Origin of the sequence: Streptomyces sp. NPDC057623, assembly GCF_042800355.1 — a bacterium.
Lineage (GTDB): Bacteria > Actinomycetota > Actinomycetes > Streptomycetales > Streptomycetaceae > Streptomyces.
The window spans coordinates 99,067-112,314 of record NZ_JBHVGZ010000007.1; the positions used below are offsets into that span (position 1 = coordinate 99,067).

The window sequence follows — 13,248 nt, forward strand, 5'->3', positions numbered from 1 at the left end:
GGAACAGTCAGATGCGTCACGACCGCTTGGGTCGCGCCCGCACATGCATCCGCTCCCCCTGCGGCCCGAACAGAGAGAGGAACTCCACCGGCCCCTCCCCCGTCGACCCGAACCAGTGCGGGACCCGGGTGTCGAACTCGACGGCCTCCCCCGCGGTCAGCACGATGTCGTGATCGCCCAGGACCATCCTCAGCCTCCCCGCCATCACATACAGCCACTCATACCCCTCATGCGTGCGCGGCTCCGGCTCGGCCTTCTCCTGCGGCACCAGCACCTTGAAGGCCTGGAGGCCGCCGGGCTGGCGGGTCAGCGGCCAGTACGTGCGCCCGTGCCGCCTGATCGGCTCGGCCCGCACCCGGGGATCGCGCACCACGGGCGCGGCCACCAGTTCGTCCAGCGCCACCTCGTGCGCTCGCGCGATCGGCAGCAGCAGTTCCAGACTGGGTTTGCGCAGCCCCGACTCCAGCCTGGAGAGCGTGCTCACCGAGATGCCGGTCGCCTCGGACAGGCCGGCCAGCGTCGCCCCCCGCTCCTTGCGGATCCGTCGCAGCCGTGGACCGACCTCCGCGAGCACCGTGTCCATGTCGTCGTCACTCATGGCTGCCATTGCAGTTTCGGCAAAGACGTTTGTCAATGCGGTAAGGATCGCGCGACTGTCTCGGTGGAGGTGGTCACCATGACCGAGAAGAGCACCGGCTCGTACGAAGTGATCGTCGTCGGAGGCGGCGCCGCGGGCCTGTCCGCCGCCCTCGTTCTGGGCCGCGCCCGGCGCCGCACCCTGGTCGTCGACGCCGGGGAACCGCGCAACGCGCCCGCCGCCCATATGCAGGGCTACCTGTCCCGGGACGGCATGTCGCCCGCCGACTTCCTGGCCGTGGGACGCGAGGAGATCGCGCGGTACGGCGTCGAACTGGTCCGGGACCGGGCGGTGGACGTCGAGGGCGGGCAGGAGTTCACCGTCGCACTGGAGAGCGGCCGGACGGCACGCGCCCGGCGGCTGGTCGTCGCCACCGGCCTCAAGGACGAACTGCCGGACGTCCCCGGCGTCGCCGAGCACTTCGGCCGGGATGTGCTGCACTGCCCGTACTGCCATGGCTGGGAGGTCCGTGACCGGGCCTTCGGCGTGCTGGCGACCACACCGATGAGCGTGCACCAGGCGCTCATGGTGACGCAGTGGTCGAAGGACGTGACGTTCTTCCTCCACAAGGTCGCCGAGTCGGATCTCCCGGACGACGATGTGCGCAGGCTCGCGGCGGCCGGGGTGAAGGTGGTTCCCGGTGAGGTGGCCGGCCTGGTGACCGAGGACGACCGGCTGACGGGCGTACGGCTGGCCGACGGCACGGAACACGGACGCGAGGTGCTCTTCGTCGCACCGCGCGCGGTGCCGCAGACCGGGCTGCTGGAGAAGCTCGGCGCCGAGTTCCAGGAGACGCCCTTCGGCTCGTATCCGGTGGTCGACCCGACGGGGCTGACGTCCGTGCCGGGCGTCTGGGCGGCCGGCAACGCGATGGGCTTCTCCGAGCAGGTCGTCAACGCCGCGGCGGGCGGCTACCGAGCGGGGGCCTTCATCAACGGTGAGCTGCTGATGACGGACCTGGACGCCGTCGCACCGGCATAGAACCGCCGCCGCCCGGGTGTGGAGCGCCCGCCTCCGTTGGACCATGGCTGCATGCTGCTGACCCGGCTGGCCCAGGTGTCCCAGGACGTCGCCGCGACCTCGGCGCGGTCCCGGAAGATCGCTCTGCTGGCGGAGCTGTTCCGGGACGCCGAGGCGGACGACGTGCCCATCGTCATCCCGTATCTGGCGGGACGCCTGCCACAGGGCAGGCTCGGCATCGGCTGGAAGGTGCTGAGCCGCCCGGTCGCCCCGGCCGTCGAACCGACCCTCACCGTGGGCGACGTGGACGCCCGGCTCACGGCACTGGGCAAGGTGACCGGCACCGGATCGCAGGCCGAACGGGCCCGTCTGGTGGGCGAGTTGATGGGTTCGGCCACCGAGCACGAGCAGCGCTTCCTCTTCGGGCTGATCACCGGCGAGGTGCGGCAGGGCGCCCTGGACGCGGTGGCCGTGGAGGGTCTGGCCCAGGCGACCGGGGCGCCGGCGGCGGACGTACGGCGGGCTGTGATGCTCGCCGGGTCGCTCCAGACGGTGGCCGAGGCCCTGCTCGCCGACGGACCCGCCGCCCTGGCCCGCTTCCGGCTCACCGTCGGCCGTCCGGTGCTGCCGATGCTGGCGCACTCCGCCTCCTCCGTGTCCGAGGCGGTCGGCAGACTCGAAGCCTGCGCGGTCGAGGAGAAGCTGGACGGCATCCGCGTCCAGCTGCACCGCGACGGCGACACCGTACGGGTCTACACCCGCACCCTGGACGACATCACCGATCGCCTCCCCGAACTCACCGCCATGGCACAGGGGTTGAAGGGCGAGCGCTTCATTCTGGACGGCGAGGTCATCGCCTTCGACGCCGCCGGGCGCCCCCGCTCCTTCCAGGAGACCGCCGGCCGCGTCGGCTCCCGCGTGGACGTCGCGACGGCGGCGAAGGAGGTCCCCGTCTCCCCCGTCTTCTTCGACGTCCTGTCCGTCGACGGCCGCGATCTGCTCGATCTGCCGTTCGGCGAACGGCACGCGGAGCTGGCCCGGCTGGTCCCCGAGCCGATGCGGGTGCGCCGCACGCTGGTCCATGGCACCGAGGACCTCGCGGGGGCCGAGGACTTCCTCGCCGAGACCCTGGAGCGCGGCCACGAGGGCGTCGTCGTCAAGGCCCTCGACGCCCCCTACAGCGCGGGCCGCCGCGGCGCCTCCTGGCTGAAGGTCAAACCCGTCCACACCCTCGACCTGGTGGTGCTGGCCGCCGAATGGGGCCACGGCCGCAGGACCGGCCGGCTCTCCAACCTCCACCTCGGCGCCCGTACGGCGGACGGCGGCTTCGCCATGCTCGGCAAGACGTTCAAGGGCATGACCGACGCGATGCTGGCCTGGCAGACCGAGCGACTGCGGGCACTGGCCGTTCGGACCGAGGGCTGGGGGGTGACCGTACGCCCCGAACTCGTCGTCGAGATCGCCTACGACGGCCTCCAGCGCTCCACCCGCTACCCGGCCGGCGTGACGCTCCGCTTCGCGCGCGTGGTCCGCTATCGCGAGGACAAGCGACCGGAGGAGGCCGACACGGTCGAGACCCTGCTCGCCGCCCACCCCGGGGTGGGGCCGTGACGTCGCCCCGGGGAAGGCGCAGCGCCGGCCTGCTCCTCTTCCGCCGCACCGACGCCGGCTTGGAAGTGCTGCTCGGCCATATGGGCGGCCCGTTCTTCGCCAGGAAGGACGCGGGGGCGTGGACGGTCCCGAAGGGCGAGTACGAACCCGACGAGCCCGCCTGGGAGGCGGCCCGCCGTGAGTTCCGGGAGGAGCTGGGGCTGGCGCCGCCCGACGGGGCGGCCGTACCGCTCGGCGAGGTCAGGCAGACCGGCGGCAAGATCGTCACGGTGTGGGCGGTGGAGGCCGACCTCGATCCGGCGACGGTGGTCCCCGGCACGTTCCGGATGGAGTGGCCGCCACGGTCGGGACGGACCCAGGAGTTCCCGGAGCTGGACCGGGTGGAGTGGCTGGGCGTCGACCGGGCGCGCGAGGTCATCGTCAGGGCCCAGGCCGCGTTTCTCGACCGGCTGGCGGAGCACTCGGCCTGAGCGGCCGTACACGCGTTGCGGTAGCCACCGCCGCGCGCGAAGGTCGAAGCATCAGCCCGCTCCCAGGAGGTCGGTCATGCCCATCGCGACGGTGAACCCGGCGAACGGCGAGACGCTCAAGACGTACGAGGCCATGGGTACCGAGGAGATCGAACGCAGGCTCCAGCTCGCCGAGGCCACGTTCCGCACGTACCGGACCACGAGCTTCGCCGAACGCGCGCGCCTGCTGAACCGGGCCGCGGACCTTCTGGACGCCGACCACGAGGACATCGCCCGGGTGATGACCACCGAGATGGGCAAGCCGATCAAGCAGGCCCGCGCGGAGGCCGCCAAGTGCGCCAAGGCGATGCGCTGGTACGCCGAGCGCGCCGAGGCACTGCTCGCCGACGAGGAGCCGGCCGACTCGGACGTGAAGGACTCGGGCGCGTCCCGGGTGCGGGTCCGCTACCGCCCCCTCGGACCGGTCCTCGCCGTGATGCCGTGGAACTTCCCGCTCTGGCAGGTGATCCGCTTCGCAGCACCGGCTCTGATGGCCGGCAACGTCGGCCTGCTGAAACACTCCTCGAACGTCCCCCAGACCGCCCTCTACCTGGAGGACCTCTTCCACCGCGCGGGCTACCCCGAGGGCTGCTTCCAGACTTTGCTCATCGGCTCCGGACAGGTCGACGAGATCCTGCGCGACGACCGCGTCAAGGCGGCCACGCTGACCGGCAGCGAGCCCGCGGGCCGCGCGGTCGCCGCCACCTGCGGGGAGATGATCAAGCGGACGGTGCTGGAGCTGGGCGGCAGCGACCCGTACGTCGTGATGCCGTCCGCCGACCTCGACCGGGCCGCGAAGGTCGCGGTGACCGCGCGGGTGCAGAACAACGGGCAGTCGTGCATCGCCGCCAAGCGGTTCATCGTGCACACCGACGTCTACGACGCCTTCGCCGAACGGTTCGTCGAGGGCATGAAGGCGCTCACGGTCGGTGACCCGACGCGGGAGGACACGGACGTCGGTCCGTTGTCGAGCGAGCAGGGGCGGACGGACCTGGAGGAACTGGTCGACGACGCCAAGCGCGCCGGCGCGACCGTCCTGTGCGGCGGCCACCAGCTGCGCCGCCCCGAACTGCCCGGCTGGTACTACCCGCCCACCGTGCTCGCCGAGATCACCCGCGAGATGCGGATCCACCGCGAGGAGGCCTTCGGGCCGGTCGCCACGCTGTACCGGGCCGCCGACCTGGACGAGGCGGTGCTCATCGCGAACGACTCGCCCTTCGGACTGAGTTCGAACGTGTGGACGCGCGACGAGGCCGAGGTGGACCGGTTCGTACGGGATCTGGAGGCCGGGAGCGTGTTTGTCAACGGGATGACGGCGTCCCATCCCGCGTTCCCGTTTGGCGGAGTAAAGCGGTCCGGTTACGGGCGTGAGCTGTCCGGGAACGGAATCCGCGAGTTCTGCAACATCACCACGGTTTGGCAGGGCGCGTGAGCGCCGCGCGACTACGATCCCGGGTGTGAACCGCGAAGTTACTCTGCCGCTGATCGTCGACGACCGCGGGACCTTGCAGGTGGCTGCCGCCGATGTGAGCAAGCTGCTGCGGACCGTGGGTGGACGGTGGCTGCACCTGGTCGAGGCCGGGGAGGATGGGCTCGACGAGGACACGGTGGCCGCGTTGACCATTGAGCTGGCGAAGCTCGCGGACCGGATCGACGTGGCGTGTATCGCGCACAGCAGCGGGAGTGCGCCGTAGGGGTTTCGGTGTAGTGCCCCTAGGGGGTTGACTCGCGCAGCGTTGACCAGAACTGATCCTCGTAGGACTGGAGCAAGCGGGTGTACCTCTGCGCGCGCCCCTCGTCGACCTGCCCGGCATCCCGTCCCGCCCGGACCGCGACGGTCGCCCTACGGTCCAGCTCCGGGGACGGTTCCGCGAAGAAGTCGAAGAACGCGCAGGCCTCGTCCGTGAAGCCGTAGTGGTGGCGCAGGGCACCGGCGATCGTCGCGCAAGAGCCACCCCAGGCCGCGAAGTTGGCCGTAAGGGCGAGGACCGCCTCCGGCGGTGACGCGTTGAGGGCCAGCCAGGCCACGTACGCGGGGTAGGTCTGGCAGCCCGGGAGAGGTTCGTAGGCGGCTGCCCGCGCTTCGGCCACTCCGCACGCCTCCGCGAACGCGCCCAGACGCTCCGCCGCCAGCGACTCACCCTCGGCCAGCAGGGTAAAGAAGGCGGCGGACTCGGGGGCGTCGAGGGTGGCGCGCTGAGCCAGATGGAGGAATGCCCTGCGGTCGGCGGGGATCACCCGGCTCTGTTCGAGGGCCAGGGCGGCGAGCGTGGTGGTGCGGTCCGCGTCTCCGCCGGCGATCAGCGGTACGAGGGGGTTGGCCGTCATCGGCGTGTCCTCCATCAACTCGGTTGCGGTCAACGCCCCCAGGGGTGCGAGGCTGTATCGATGTGCGGCTCCGCCGCGTGGGCGCGACCGGCCACGACGCAGCGGCAGACCGAGTCGCGCAGAAACCCCCACGGCGCTACCGAATCGACATACCCGACAACGTACGGGCGATCACCAGCCGCTGGATCTCGCTCGTCCCCTCGAAGATCGTGTAGATCGCGCTGTCCCGGTGCATCCGCTCCACCGGGTACTCCCGCGTGTAGCCGTTGCCGCCGAGGATCTGTATCGCCTGGGCCGTGACCTTCTTCGCCGTCTCGCTCGCGAACAGCTTCGACATCGACCCCTCGGCCGCCGTGAACGGCTTCCCGTTGACCGCCATCCAGGAAGCGCGCCACACCAGCAGCCGCGCGGCGTCGATCTGCGTCGCCATCTCGGCCAGCTGGAAGGCGACCCCCTGGTTGTCGATGATCGGCCGCCCGAACTGCTCACGGGTCATCGCGTAGTCGAGGGCGACCTCGTACGCGGCGCGGGCCGTACCGACGGCCATCGCACCGACGGCCGGCCGCGAGGCCTCGAACGTGGCCATCGCCGCGTTCTTCACGCGCTCGCCGCCCGCCGCCTTGGCCCGCTCACGAGCCCGCGCCAGCCTCTCGTCCAGCTTCGCCTTGCCGCCCAGCAGGCAGGAGCCCGGCACCCGCACGTTGTCCAGGACGACCTCGGCGGTGTGCGAGGCACGGATGCCGTGCTTCTTGAACTTCTGGCCCTGGGCCAGGCCCGGCGTGCCCGGCGGGACGATGAAGGACGCGTGGCCCCTCGATCCCAGCTCCGGGTCGACGACCGCGACGACGACGTGGACGTTGGCGATACCGCCGTTGGTCGCCCAGGTCTTGGTGCCGTTGATCACCCACTCGTCCTTGGCCTCGTCGTACACGGCACGCGTACGCATCGAGGCCACGTCGGAGCCGGCGTCGGGCTCGGAGGAGCAGAACGCGGCGAGCTTGACATCGTTGGCGTCGCCGTACATCTGCGGCACCCAGGTGCCGATCTGCTCCTCGGTCCCGTTGGCCAGGACGCCGACGGCGGCGAGGCCCGTGCCGACGATCGACAGGGCGATGCCCGCGTCCCCCCAGAACAGCTCCTCCATCGCCATCGGGATGCCGAGACCGGTGGGGTCGAAGTACTGCTGGGCGTAGAAGTCGAGCGAGTAGATGCCGACCTTCGCGGCCTCCTGGATGACCGGCCAGGGAGTCTCCTCACGCTCGTCCCATTCGGCGGCCGCGGGGCGGATCACGTCGGCGGCGAAGCCGTGCAGCCAGTCCCGGACCTCCTTCTGTTCGTCGTTGAGCTCCATGGTGAACTCGGCCATGTCCCCTCCAGCGGCGTTCGTGCATGCCTGCATGCTTGTTACTAGCGGTAACACTAGTTTGTTACTCGCGGGTAGGTAAAGTCAACCCACGATGCCCGGTCGGCAGCCCGTTCGATGATTGCGGCTGGTTGAGTGTTAGTTTGCGCTGGCGTCATCGATTCACCACGGGTGGGGAGAGCTCATGGACACCACACAGCGGACCGAGCAGCAGCGGTCCGCCGACCGCCGTCGGCGCGAGCTGCTGGAGGCCGCCGACAGGGTGGTGCTCCGCGACGGCCCACAGGCCTCGATGAACGCGATCGCGGCCGAGGCCGGCATCACGAAGCCGATTCTGTACCGGCACTTCGGCGACAAGAGCGGACTTTACGCGGCGTTGGCCAAGCGGCACACCGACGCGTTGCTGGATTCACTGAGGGCCGCGTTGGACGCCCCCGCGGACCGGCGCGAGCGGGTCGAGGCCACGCTGGACACGTACCTCGCCGCCATCGAGGCCCGGCCCCAGGTGTACCGGTTCCTGATGCATCCGGCGGAGGGGAGCCAGGTGGGGGACCACGGGTTCGACGTCGGCAAGCACTCGGCGCCGCTGCTCCGCAGGATGGGCGAGGAACTGGCCACCGTCATCGAGGAGCGGCTGGACCTCGGGCCGGGCAGTCAGCAGCTGGCCCGGGTGTGGGGGCACGGGATAGTCGGGATGATGCACGCCGCCGGGGACTGGTGGCTGGGGGAACGGCCCTGTTCACGGGCGGAGTTGGTGCGAAGCCTGGCCGACCTTCTGTGGGGGCGGTTGGCTGCCGCCGGGGACAAGGTGGGCGGTCCGGGGTTCTGACGGTCGTGTGCCCTCTGTCGGCCGGTGGGGGCTGTGTCACCGGCGCCAGGAGGCTCGGGCCACTTGGCGCATCAGGCGTCTGTGGCGCCAACCCGTAACACGGTCCGCGTAGACCCCGCCCTCCAAGTGGTCGTACTCATGCTGCAGGCACCTCGCGAAGAACCCCGTGCCATGGATCGTCACCGGCTCCCCCGTCATCGTGAACCCCTCGACCACCGCATGGTCGTACCGCTCCGTCCCCGCCTCCAGACCCGGCAGGGACAGGCAGCCCTCCGGTCCGCGGACGACCACCCCGTCCGTCTCCACGAGCCGTGGGTTCACGACGTGCCCGAGGTGTCGTACGTCCTCGTCGTCGGGGCAGTCGTACACGAACACCCGCGACGACACACCCACCTGGTTGGCGGCGAGGCCCACGCCGTGCGCGGCGTACATCGTGGCGAACAAGTCCTCCACGAGCGTCGCCAGTTCCGGGCCGAAGTCGGTGACCTCCTCGCACGGCGCGTGGAGTACCGGGCTGCTGTGCAGGGTGAGGGGCCGGACGCGCCCGCGGGTGCCCGGAATGGAGCCGTTTCGCATGGCCGCAAGGGTACGGCGATTCGGGAGTGCGAATGGATCTCGATAGGCTGACCACCACCACGTTGCCGGCAGGCAGGGGCGCGGCGCGTACGCAAGGAGGATCGAGAACTGATGGCAGGCAACTCGGACCCGCTCTCGCCGCGGGCCAAGCTCGCCGTGACCGCGGGCAAGGCGGTCGCGGCGGCATCGCGCGCCGCTGGGCGCGGCAGCGGTTCGGTGATCGGCGGCCGGGTGGCGCTCAAGCTCGACCCCGACCTGCTCGCACGGCTCGCACAGCACCTGGACGTGGTCCTGGTGTCGGCGACCAACGGGAAGACCACCACGACGCGACTCATCGCCGAGGCCCTGCGGGCCGCCGGGCCCGTCGTGTCCAACGCGCTCGGCGCCAACATGCCGGCCGGTATCACCTCGGCGCTCGCGGGCAGCTCGGACGCCCGCTACGGCGTCATCGAGGTCGACGAGAAGTACCTCGCCGGCGTCGCCCGGGACACCGACCCCAAGTGCATCGCGCTGCTCAACCTCTCCCGTGACCAGCTGGACCGTGCCGCCGAGACCCGGATGCTCGCCGAGAACTGGCGGGAGGGGCTCGCGGGTTCGAAGGCGGTGATCGTCGCCAACGCGGACGACCCGCTGGTCGTGTGGGCGGCCTCGTCGTCCCCGAACGTGATCTGGGTCGCCGCCGGGCAGATGTGGAAGGACGACGCCTGGTCCTGCCCGTCCTGCGGTGGCGTGATGCAGCGGCCGGGAGACGACTGGTTCTGCGGCGAGTGCGGGTTCCGGCGGCCCACGCCGAGCTGGGCGCTCTCCGGTGATCATGTTCTCGACCCGCACGGGTCGGCCTGGCCCATTCACCTCCAGTTGCCCGGCCGCGCCAACAAGGCGAACGCCGCGTCGTCGGCCGCCGTGGCCGCCGTGTTCGGGGTGCCGCCGCAGGTCGCCCTGGAGCGGATGTACCAGGTGCAGGCCGTCGCGGGGCGCTACGACGTCGTCCAGTTCCAGGAGCGGGATCTGCGGCTGCTGCTCGCCAAGAACCCGGCCGGCTGGCTGGAGACGTTCTCGCTCATCGACCCGCCGCCCACCCCGGTGATCCTCTCCGTGAACGCGCGCGGCGCCGACGGCACCGACACCTCCTGGCTGTGGGACGTCGACTACACGCGGCTCACCGGGCACCCGATCTGTGTCATCGGCGACCGCAAGCTGGACCTCGCGGTGCGCCTGGAGGTCGCGAACCAGCAGTTCCAGGTGTGCGAGAACCTGGACCAGGCCGTGCAGATGAGCCCGCCGGGCCGGATCGAGGTCATCGCCAACTACACGGCGTTCCAGGACCTGCGCCGCCGGGTCGGCAACTGACCACCAGACTTCAGGGGACTTAAGTGAGCGACAACCAACTGCGGGTCGTCTGGATCTACCCGGACCTGCTCAGCACCTACGGCGACCAGGGCAACGTCCTCGTCGTGGAGCGCCGCGCGCGGCAGCGGGGTCTCGACGTGGCCCGTCTCGACGTGCGCAGCGACCAGCCGATCCCGACCTCCGGCGACATCTACCTGATCGGCGGGGGCGAGGACCGGCCGCAGCGGCTCGCCGCCGAGCGGCTGCGCCGGGACGGGGGTCTGCACCGGGCCGTCGAGAACGGCGCGATCGTGTTCTCGGTCTGCGCCGGCTACCAGATCCTCGGCCACGAGTTCATCAACGACCTCGGCCAGCGTGAGCCCGGTCTCGGGCTGATCGACGTGGTGTCCGTGCGGGGCGAGGGCGAGCGATGCGTCGGTGACGTCCTCGGGGACATCGACCCGCGGCTCGGCCTGCCTCCGCTGACCGGCTTCGAGAACCACCAGGGCGTCACCCACCTCGGCCCGACCGCCCGCCCCTTCGCCCAGGTCCGCCTCGGCAACGGCAACGGCACGGGGGACGGCACGGAGGGGGCGTACAACGACACGGTCTTCGGTACCTACATGCACGGTCCGGTGCTGGCGCGGAACCCGCTGATCGCCGACCACCTGCTGAAGCTGGCGCTCGACGTGAACGCGCTGCCGCCGACCGACGACCGCTGGTACGAGGCGCTGCGCAACGAGCGCATCGCGTCCGCGCAGCAGCCCGCCTGACGGCTCGTTCCACTGGGTTCCAGCCTGCTGTCACCAGCCCGTCTGACGGCCCGTCCGCACAGGTGAGCGGGGTCGTCCAGCAGGCGGACGCACGGTTCGGCCCCGCCCCCTGATGCCGCTAGGGTGGCGGGGATTCGAGCCGGACAACGTGGTCCGGTCCCGGCCCACGTTGAGAAGGTATTCCGGGCTATGCGCATTGGTGTCCTCACGTCCGGCGGCGACTGCCCCGGCCTGAACGCCGTCATCCGGTCCGTCGTGCACCGCGCCGTCGTCGACCACGGCGACGAGGTCATCGGCTTCCGGGACGGCTGGAAGGGCCTCCTGGAGTGCGACTACCTCAAGCTCGACCTCGACGCGGTGGGTGGCATCCTCGCCCGCGGCGGCACGATCCTCGGTTCCTCCCGGGTCCAGCCCTCCCATCTGCGGGACGGGGTGGAGCGGGCCAAGGGGCACGTGGCGGAGCTCGGCCTCGACGCGATCATCCCGATCGGCGGCGAGGGCACGCTGAAGGCGGCCCGGCTGATGTCGGACGCCGGCCTTCCTGTCGTGGGCGTGCCGAAGACCATCGACAACGACATCGCGGTCACCGACGTGACCTTCGGTTTCGACACGGCCGTGGGTGTGGCGACCGAGGCCCTGGACCGGCTCAAGACCACCGCCGAGTCCCACCAGCGGGTGCTGGTCGTCGAGGTCATGGGGCGCCACACCGGCTGGATCGCGCTGCACTCCGGCATGGCGGCCGGCGCGCACGCCATCGTCGTACCGGAGCGGCCCTTCGACATCGAGGAGCTGGCCCGGCGGGTCGGTGCGCGGTTCGACGCCGGCAAGCGCTTCGCGATCGTCGTGGCGGCCGAGGGGGCCAAGCCACTGCCCGGCTCCATGGAGTTCGACGAGGGCGGCAAGGACATCTACGGCCACGAGCGCTTCGCCGGGATCGCGCGCCAGCTGTCGATCGAGCTGGAGCAGCGGCTGGGCAAGGAGGCCCGCCCGGTCATCCTGGGGCATGTGCAGCGGGGCGGTACGCCCACCGCCTACGACCGGGTGCTGGCGACCCGGTTCGGGTGGCACGCGGTGGAGGCCGTGCACCGCGGGGAGTTCGGTCACATGACGGCGCTGCGGGGCACGGACATCGTGATGGTGCCGCTCGCGGAGGCCGTGGAGACCCTGAAGACGGTTCCCGCGGAGCGGTACGAGGAAGCGGAGTGCGTCCTCTAGACCGCGTCGTACAGGACTGACGAGTCTGCCCCCGGCCGCAGCTGCGGCCGGGGGCGGTTCTAGTCTGTGTGCGGACAGACTTGCACAACCCCCACGAATCAGGAGCCGCCGGAATGGATCACAGCGGGCACGGCATGACCATGGATCTGCCGCCGTTCACGCTGGGGCGGGGTCTTCAGTGGTCGGCCGACCCGTTCTTCCTCGTCGCCTGCCTGGTGGGGCTCGCCCTGTACGGGTGGGGGGTCGTGCGGCTCGCGCGACGCGGGGACAAGTGGCCCGTGGGGCGGACCGTCTCGTACGTCATCGGTGTGCTGTCCGTGATGCTCGTCATGTGTACCGGCCTGAACGACTACGGCATGGTCATGTTCAGCGTGCACATGGTGCAGCACATGGTGATCAGCATGCTGTCGCCGATCCTGCTCCTGCTCGGCGCCCCGATGACACTGGCGCTACGGGCGATGCCGCCGGCGGGACGCGGGCGCAAGGGGCCGCGCGAACTGCTGTTGGCCCTGCTGCACAGCCGGTACATGCGGATCATCACGCATCCGGCGTTCACGATCCCGCTGTTCATCGCCAGCCTGTACGCCCTGTACTTCACGTCGCTCTTCGACTTCCTGATGGGCTCCAAGACGGGGCACATCGCGATGATGGTGCACTTCCTCGCCGTGGGTGTGGTGTTCTTCTGGCCGATCATCGGCGTGGATCCCGGCCCGCACCGGCCGGGGTATCTGATGCGGATGCTGGAGCTGTTCGCGGGGATGCCGTTCCACGCGTTCTTCGGTATCGCGTTGATGATGGCGTCGGAGCCCATGGTCGAGACGTTCAAGAACCCGCCCGCCTCGCTCGGTATCGAGGCGCTCTCCGACCAGAACGCGGCCGGCGGCATCGCCTGGGCGTTCAGCGAGATTCCGTCCGTGCTGGTGCTGATCGCCCTGCTGTTCCAGTGGTACCGATCGGAGCAGCGGCAGGCCCGGCGCAAGGACCGGGCCGCCGACCGGGACGGCGACAAGGAACTCGAGGCTTACAACGCCTATTTGGCCTCATTGAACGCACGCGGAAACTGAGGAAACCGAAAGGCCGCGCCTTTCAGTAGCATGAAGCGCGTCGGGGGAACCGCA

Annotated in this window: 14 protein-coding genes; 10 read left to right on the plus strand and 4 right to left on the minus strand. The window is 70.6% G+C overall.

Annotation, left to right across the window (positions count from 1 at the left end; all coding sequences use genetic code 11):
- Positions 1-16: 16 nt before the first annotated feature.
- Positions 17-598 (minus strand): helix-turn-helix domain-containing protein, encoded by a 582-nt coding sequence (locus ACFU95_RS10270; RefSeq protein ID WP_383824570.1) that lies wholly within the window; start codon positions 596-598, stop codon positions 17-19.
- A 78-nt stretch (positions 599-676) separates the two neighbouring features.
- On the opposite strand from ACFU95_RS10270, the gene ACFU95_RS10275 reads away from it, so the two are divergent.
- The 5 genes from ACFU95_RS10275 to ACFU95_RS10295 all read left to right on the plus strand — a co-directional run bounded on the left by ACFU95_RS10275 (position 677) and on the right by ACFU95_RS10295 (position 5,411).
- Positions 677-1,618, plus strand: a complete 942-nt coding sequence (locus tag ACFU95_RS10275) for an NAD(P)/FAD-dependent oxidoreductase (protein WP_383824572.1) — start codon at positions 677-679, stop codon at positions 1,616-1,618.
- A gap of 51 nt (positions 1,619-1,669) precedes the next feature.
- Positions 1,670-3,208, plus strand: coding sequence for an ATP-dependent DNA ligase (locus tag ACFU95_RS10280; protein ID WP_383824574.1), 1,539 nt, complete (start codon positions 1,670-1,672; stop codon positions 3,206-3,208).
- Positions 3,205-3,678 (plus strand): NUDIX domain-containing protein, encoded by a 474-nt coding sequence (locus tag ACFU95_RS10285; RefSeq protein ID WP_383824577.1) that lies wholly within the window; start codon positions 3,205-3,207, stop codon positions 3,676-3,678. The genes ACFU95_RS10280 and ACFU95_RS10285 overlap by 4 nt, the downstream gene beginning before the upstream one ends.
- 76 nt (positions 3,679-3,754) lie before the next feature.
- A complete protein-coding gene (locus ACFU95_RS10290; RefSeq protein ID WP_383824580.1) occupies positions 3,755-5,149 on the plus strand; it encodes an NADP-dependent succinic semialdehyde dehydrogenase in 1,395 nt (464 codons plus the stop codon).
- Positions 5,150-5,174: 25 nt separating this feature from the next.
- Positions 5,175-5,411, plus strand: a complete 237-nt coding sequence (locus ACFU95_RS10295) for a DUF6213 family protein (protein WP_234762360.1) — start codon at positions 5,175-5,177, stop codon at positions 5,409-5,411.
- 19 nt (positions 5,412-5,430) lie between these two features.
- On the opposite strand, the gene ACFU95_RS10300 is transcribed toward ACFU95_RS10295, so the two are convergent.
- Positions 5,431-6,045: a transcriptional regulator gene (locus tag ACFU95_RS10300; protein WP_383824582.1), complete on the minus strand. Its 615-nt coding sequence runs from the start codon at positions 6,043-6,045 to the stop codon at positions 5,431-5,433.
- A gap of 136 nt (positions 6,046-6,181) precedes the next feature.
- A complete protein-coding gene (locus ACFU95_RS10305) occupies positions 6,182-7,411 on the minus strand; it encodes an acyl-CoA dehydrogenase family protein (protein WP_383824584.1) in 1,230 nt (409 codons plus the stop codon).
- A gap of 181 nt (positions 7,412-7,592) precedes the next feature.
- Between ACFU95_RS10305 and ACFU95_RS10310 the strand changes: the two genes are divergently transcribed.
- On the plus strand, positions 7,593-8,237 hold the full coding sequence (locus ACFU95_RS10310) for a TetR family transcriptional regulator (RefSeq protein WP_383824586.1): 645 nt from the start codon (positions 7,593-7,595) through the stop codon (positions 8,235-8,237).
- 36 nt (positions 8,238-8,273) lie between these two features.
- Here ACFU95_RS10310 and def read toward each other — a convergent pair whose 3' ends face one another.
- Positions 8,274-8,813: a peptide deformylase gene (gene def / locus ACFU95_RS10315; protein WP_383824589.1), complete on the minus strand. Its 540-nt coding sequence runs from the start codon at positions 8,811-8,813 to the stop codon at positions 8,274-8,276.
- Positions 8,814-8,924: 111 nt separating this feature from the next.
- On the opposite strand from def, the gene ACFU95_RS10320 reads away from it, so the two are divergent.
- The 4 genes from ACFU95_RS10320 to ACFU95_RS10335 all read left to right on the plus strand — a co-directional run bounded on the left by ACFU95_RS10320 (position 8,925) and on the right by ACFU95_RS10335 (position 13,194).
- Entirely contained in the window at positions 8,925-10,163 is a 1,239-nt protein-coding gene (locus ACFU95_RS10320; protein WP_383824592.1) for a MurT ligase domain-containing protein, read from the plus strand.
- 23 nt (positions 10,164-10,186) lie between these two features.
- Complete coding sequence (locus tag ACFU95_RS10325; protein WP_383453779.1) at positions 10,187-10,915, plus strand: type 1 glutamine amidotransferase; 729 nt, start codon at positions 10,187-10,189, stop codon at positions 10,913-10,915.
- A 189-nt stretch (positions 10,916-11,104) separates the two neighbouring features.
- Positions 11,105-12,130, plus strand: a complete 1,026-nt coding sequence (locus tag ACFU95_RS10330) for a 6-phosphofructokinase (RefSeq protein ID WP_383824595.1) — start codon at positions 11,105-11,107, stop codon at positions 12,128-12,130.
- Between the two features lie 113 nt (positions 12,131-12,243).
- Positions 12,244-13,194 (plus strand): cytochrome c oxidase assembly protein, encoded by a 951-nt coding sequence (locus ACFU95_RS10335; RefSeq protein ID WP_383824598.1) that lies wholly within the window; start codon positions 12,244-12,246, stop codon positions 13,192-13,194.
- The last annotated feature ends 54 nt before the right edge of the window (positions 13,195-13,248 follow it).

What these genes read in the sequence shown, in the direction of transcription:
- ACFU95_RS10270 (WP_383824570.1), bottom strand. Translation starts at nt 598, where the DNA reads ATGAGTGACGACGACATGGACACGGTGCTCGCGGAGGTCGGTCCACGG.
- ACFU95_RS10275 (WP_383824572.1), top strand. Translation starts at nt 677, where the DNA reads ATGACCGAGAAGAGCACCGGCTCGTACGAAGTGATCGTCGTCGGAGGC.
- ACFU95_RS10280 (WP_383824574.1), top strand. Translation starts at nt 1,670, where the DNA reads ATGCTGCTGACCCGGCTGGCCCAGGTGTCCCAGGACGTCGCCGCGACC.
- ACFU95_RS10290 (WP_383824580.1), top strand. Translation starts at nt 3,755, where the DNA reads ATGCCCATCGCGACGGTGAACCCGGCGAACGGCGAGACGCTCAAGACG.
- ACFU95_RS10300 (WP_383824582.1), bottom strand. Translation starts at nt 6,045, where the DNA reads ATGACGGCCAACCCCCTCGTACCGCTGATCGCCGGCGGAGACGCGGAC.
- ACFU95_RS10305 (WP_383824584.1), bottom strand. Translation starts at nt 7,411, where the DNA reads ATGGCCGAGTTCACCATGGAGCTCAACGACGAACAGAAGGAGGTCCGG.
- ACFU95_RS10310 (WP_383824586.1), top strand. Translation starts at nt 7,593, where the DNA reads ATGGACACCACACAGCGGACCGAGCAGCAGCGGTCCGCCGACCGCCGT.
- def (WP_383824589.1), bottom strand. Translation starts at nt 8,813, where the DNA reads ATGCGAAACGGCTCCATTCCGGGCACCCGCGGGCGCGTCCGGCCCCTC.
- ACFU95_RS10320 (WP_383824592.1), top strand. Translation starts at nt 8,925, where the DNA reads ATGGCAGGCAACTCGGACCCGCTCTCGCCGCGGGCCAAGCTCGCCGTG.
- ACFU95_RS10330 (WP_383824595.1), top strand. Translation starts at nt 11,105, where the DNA reads ATGCGCATTGGTGTCCTCACGTCCGGCGGCGACTGCCCCGGCCTGAAC.
- ACFU95_RS10335 (WP_383824598.1), top strand. Translation starts at nt 12,244, where the DNA reads ATGGATCACAGCGGGCACGGCATGACCATGGATCTGCCGCCGTTCACG.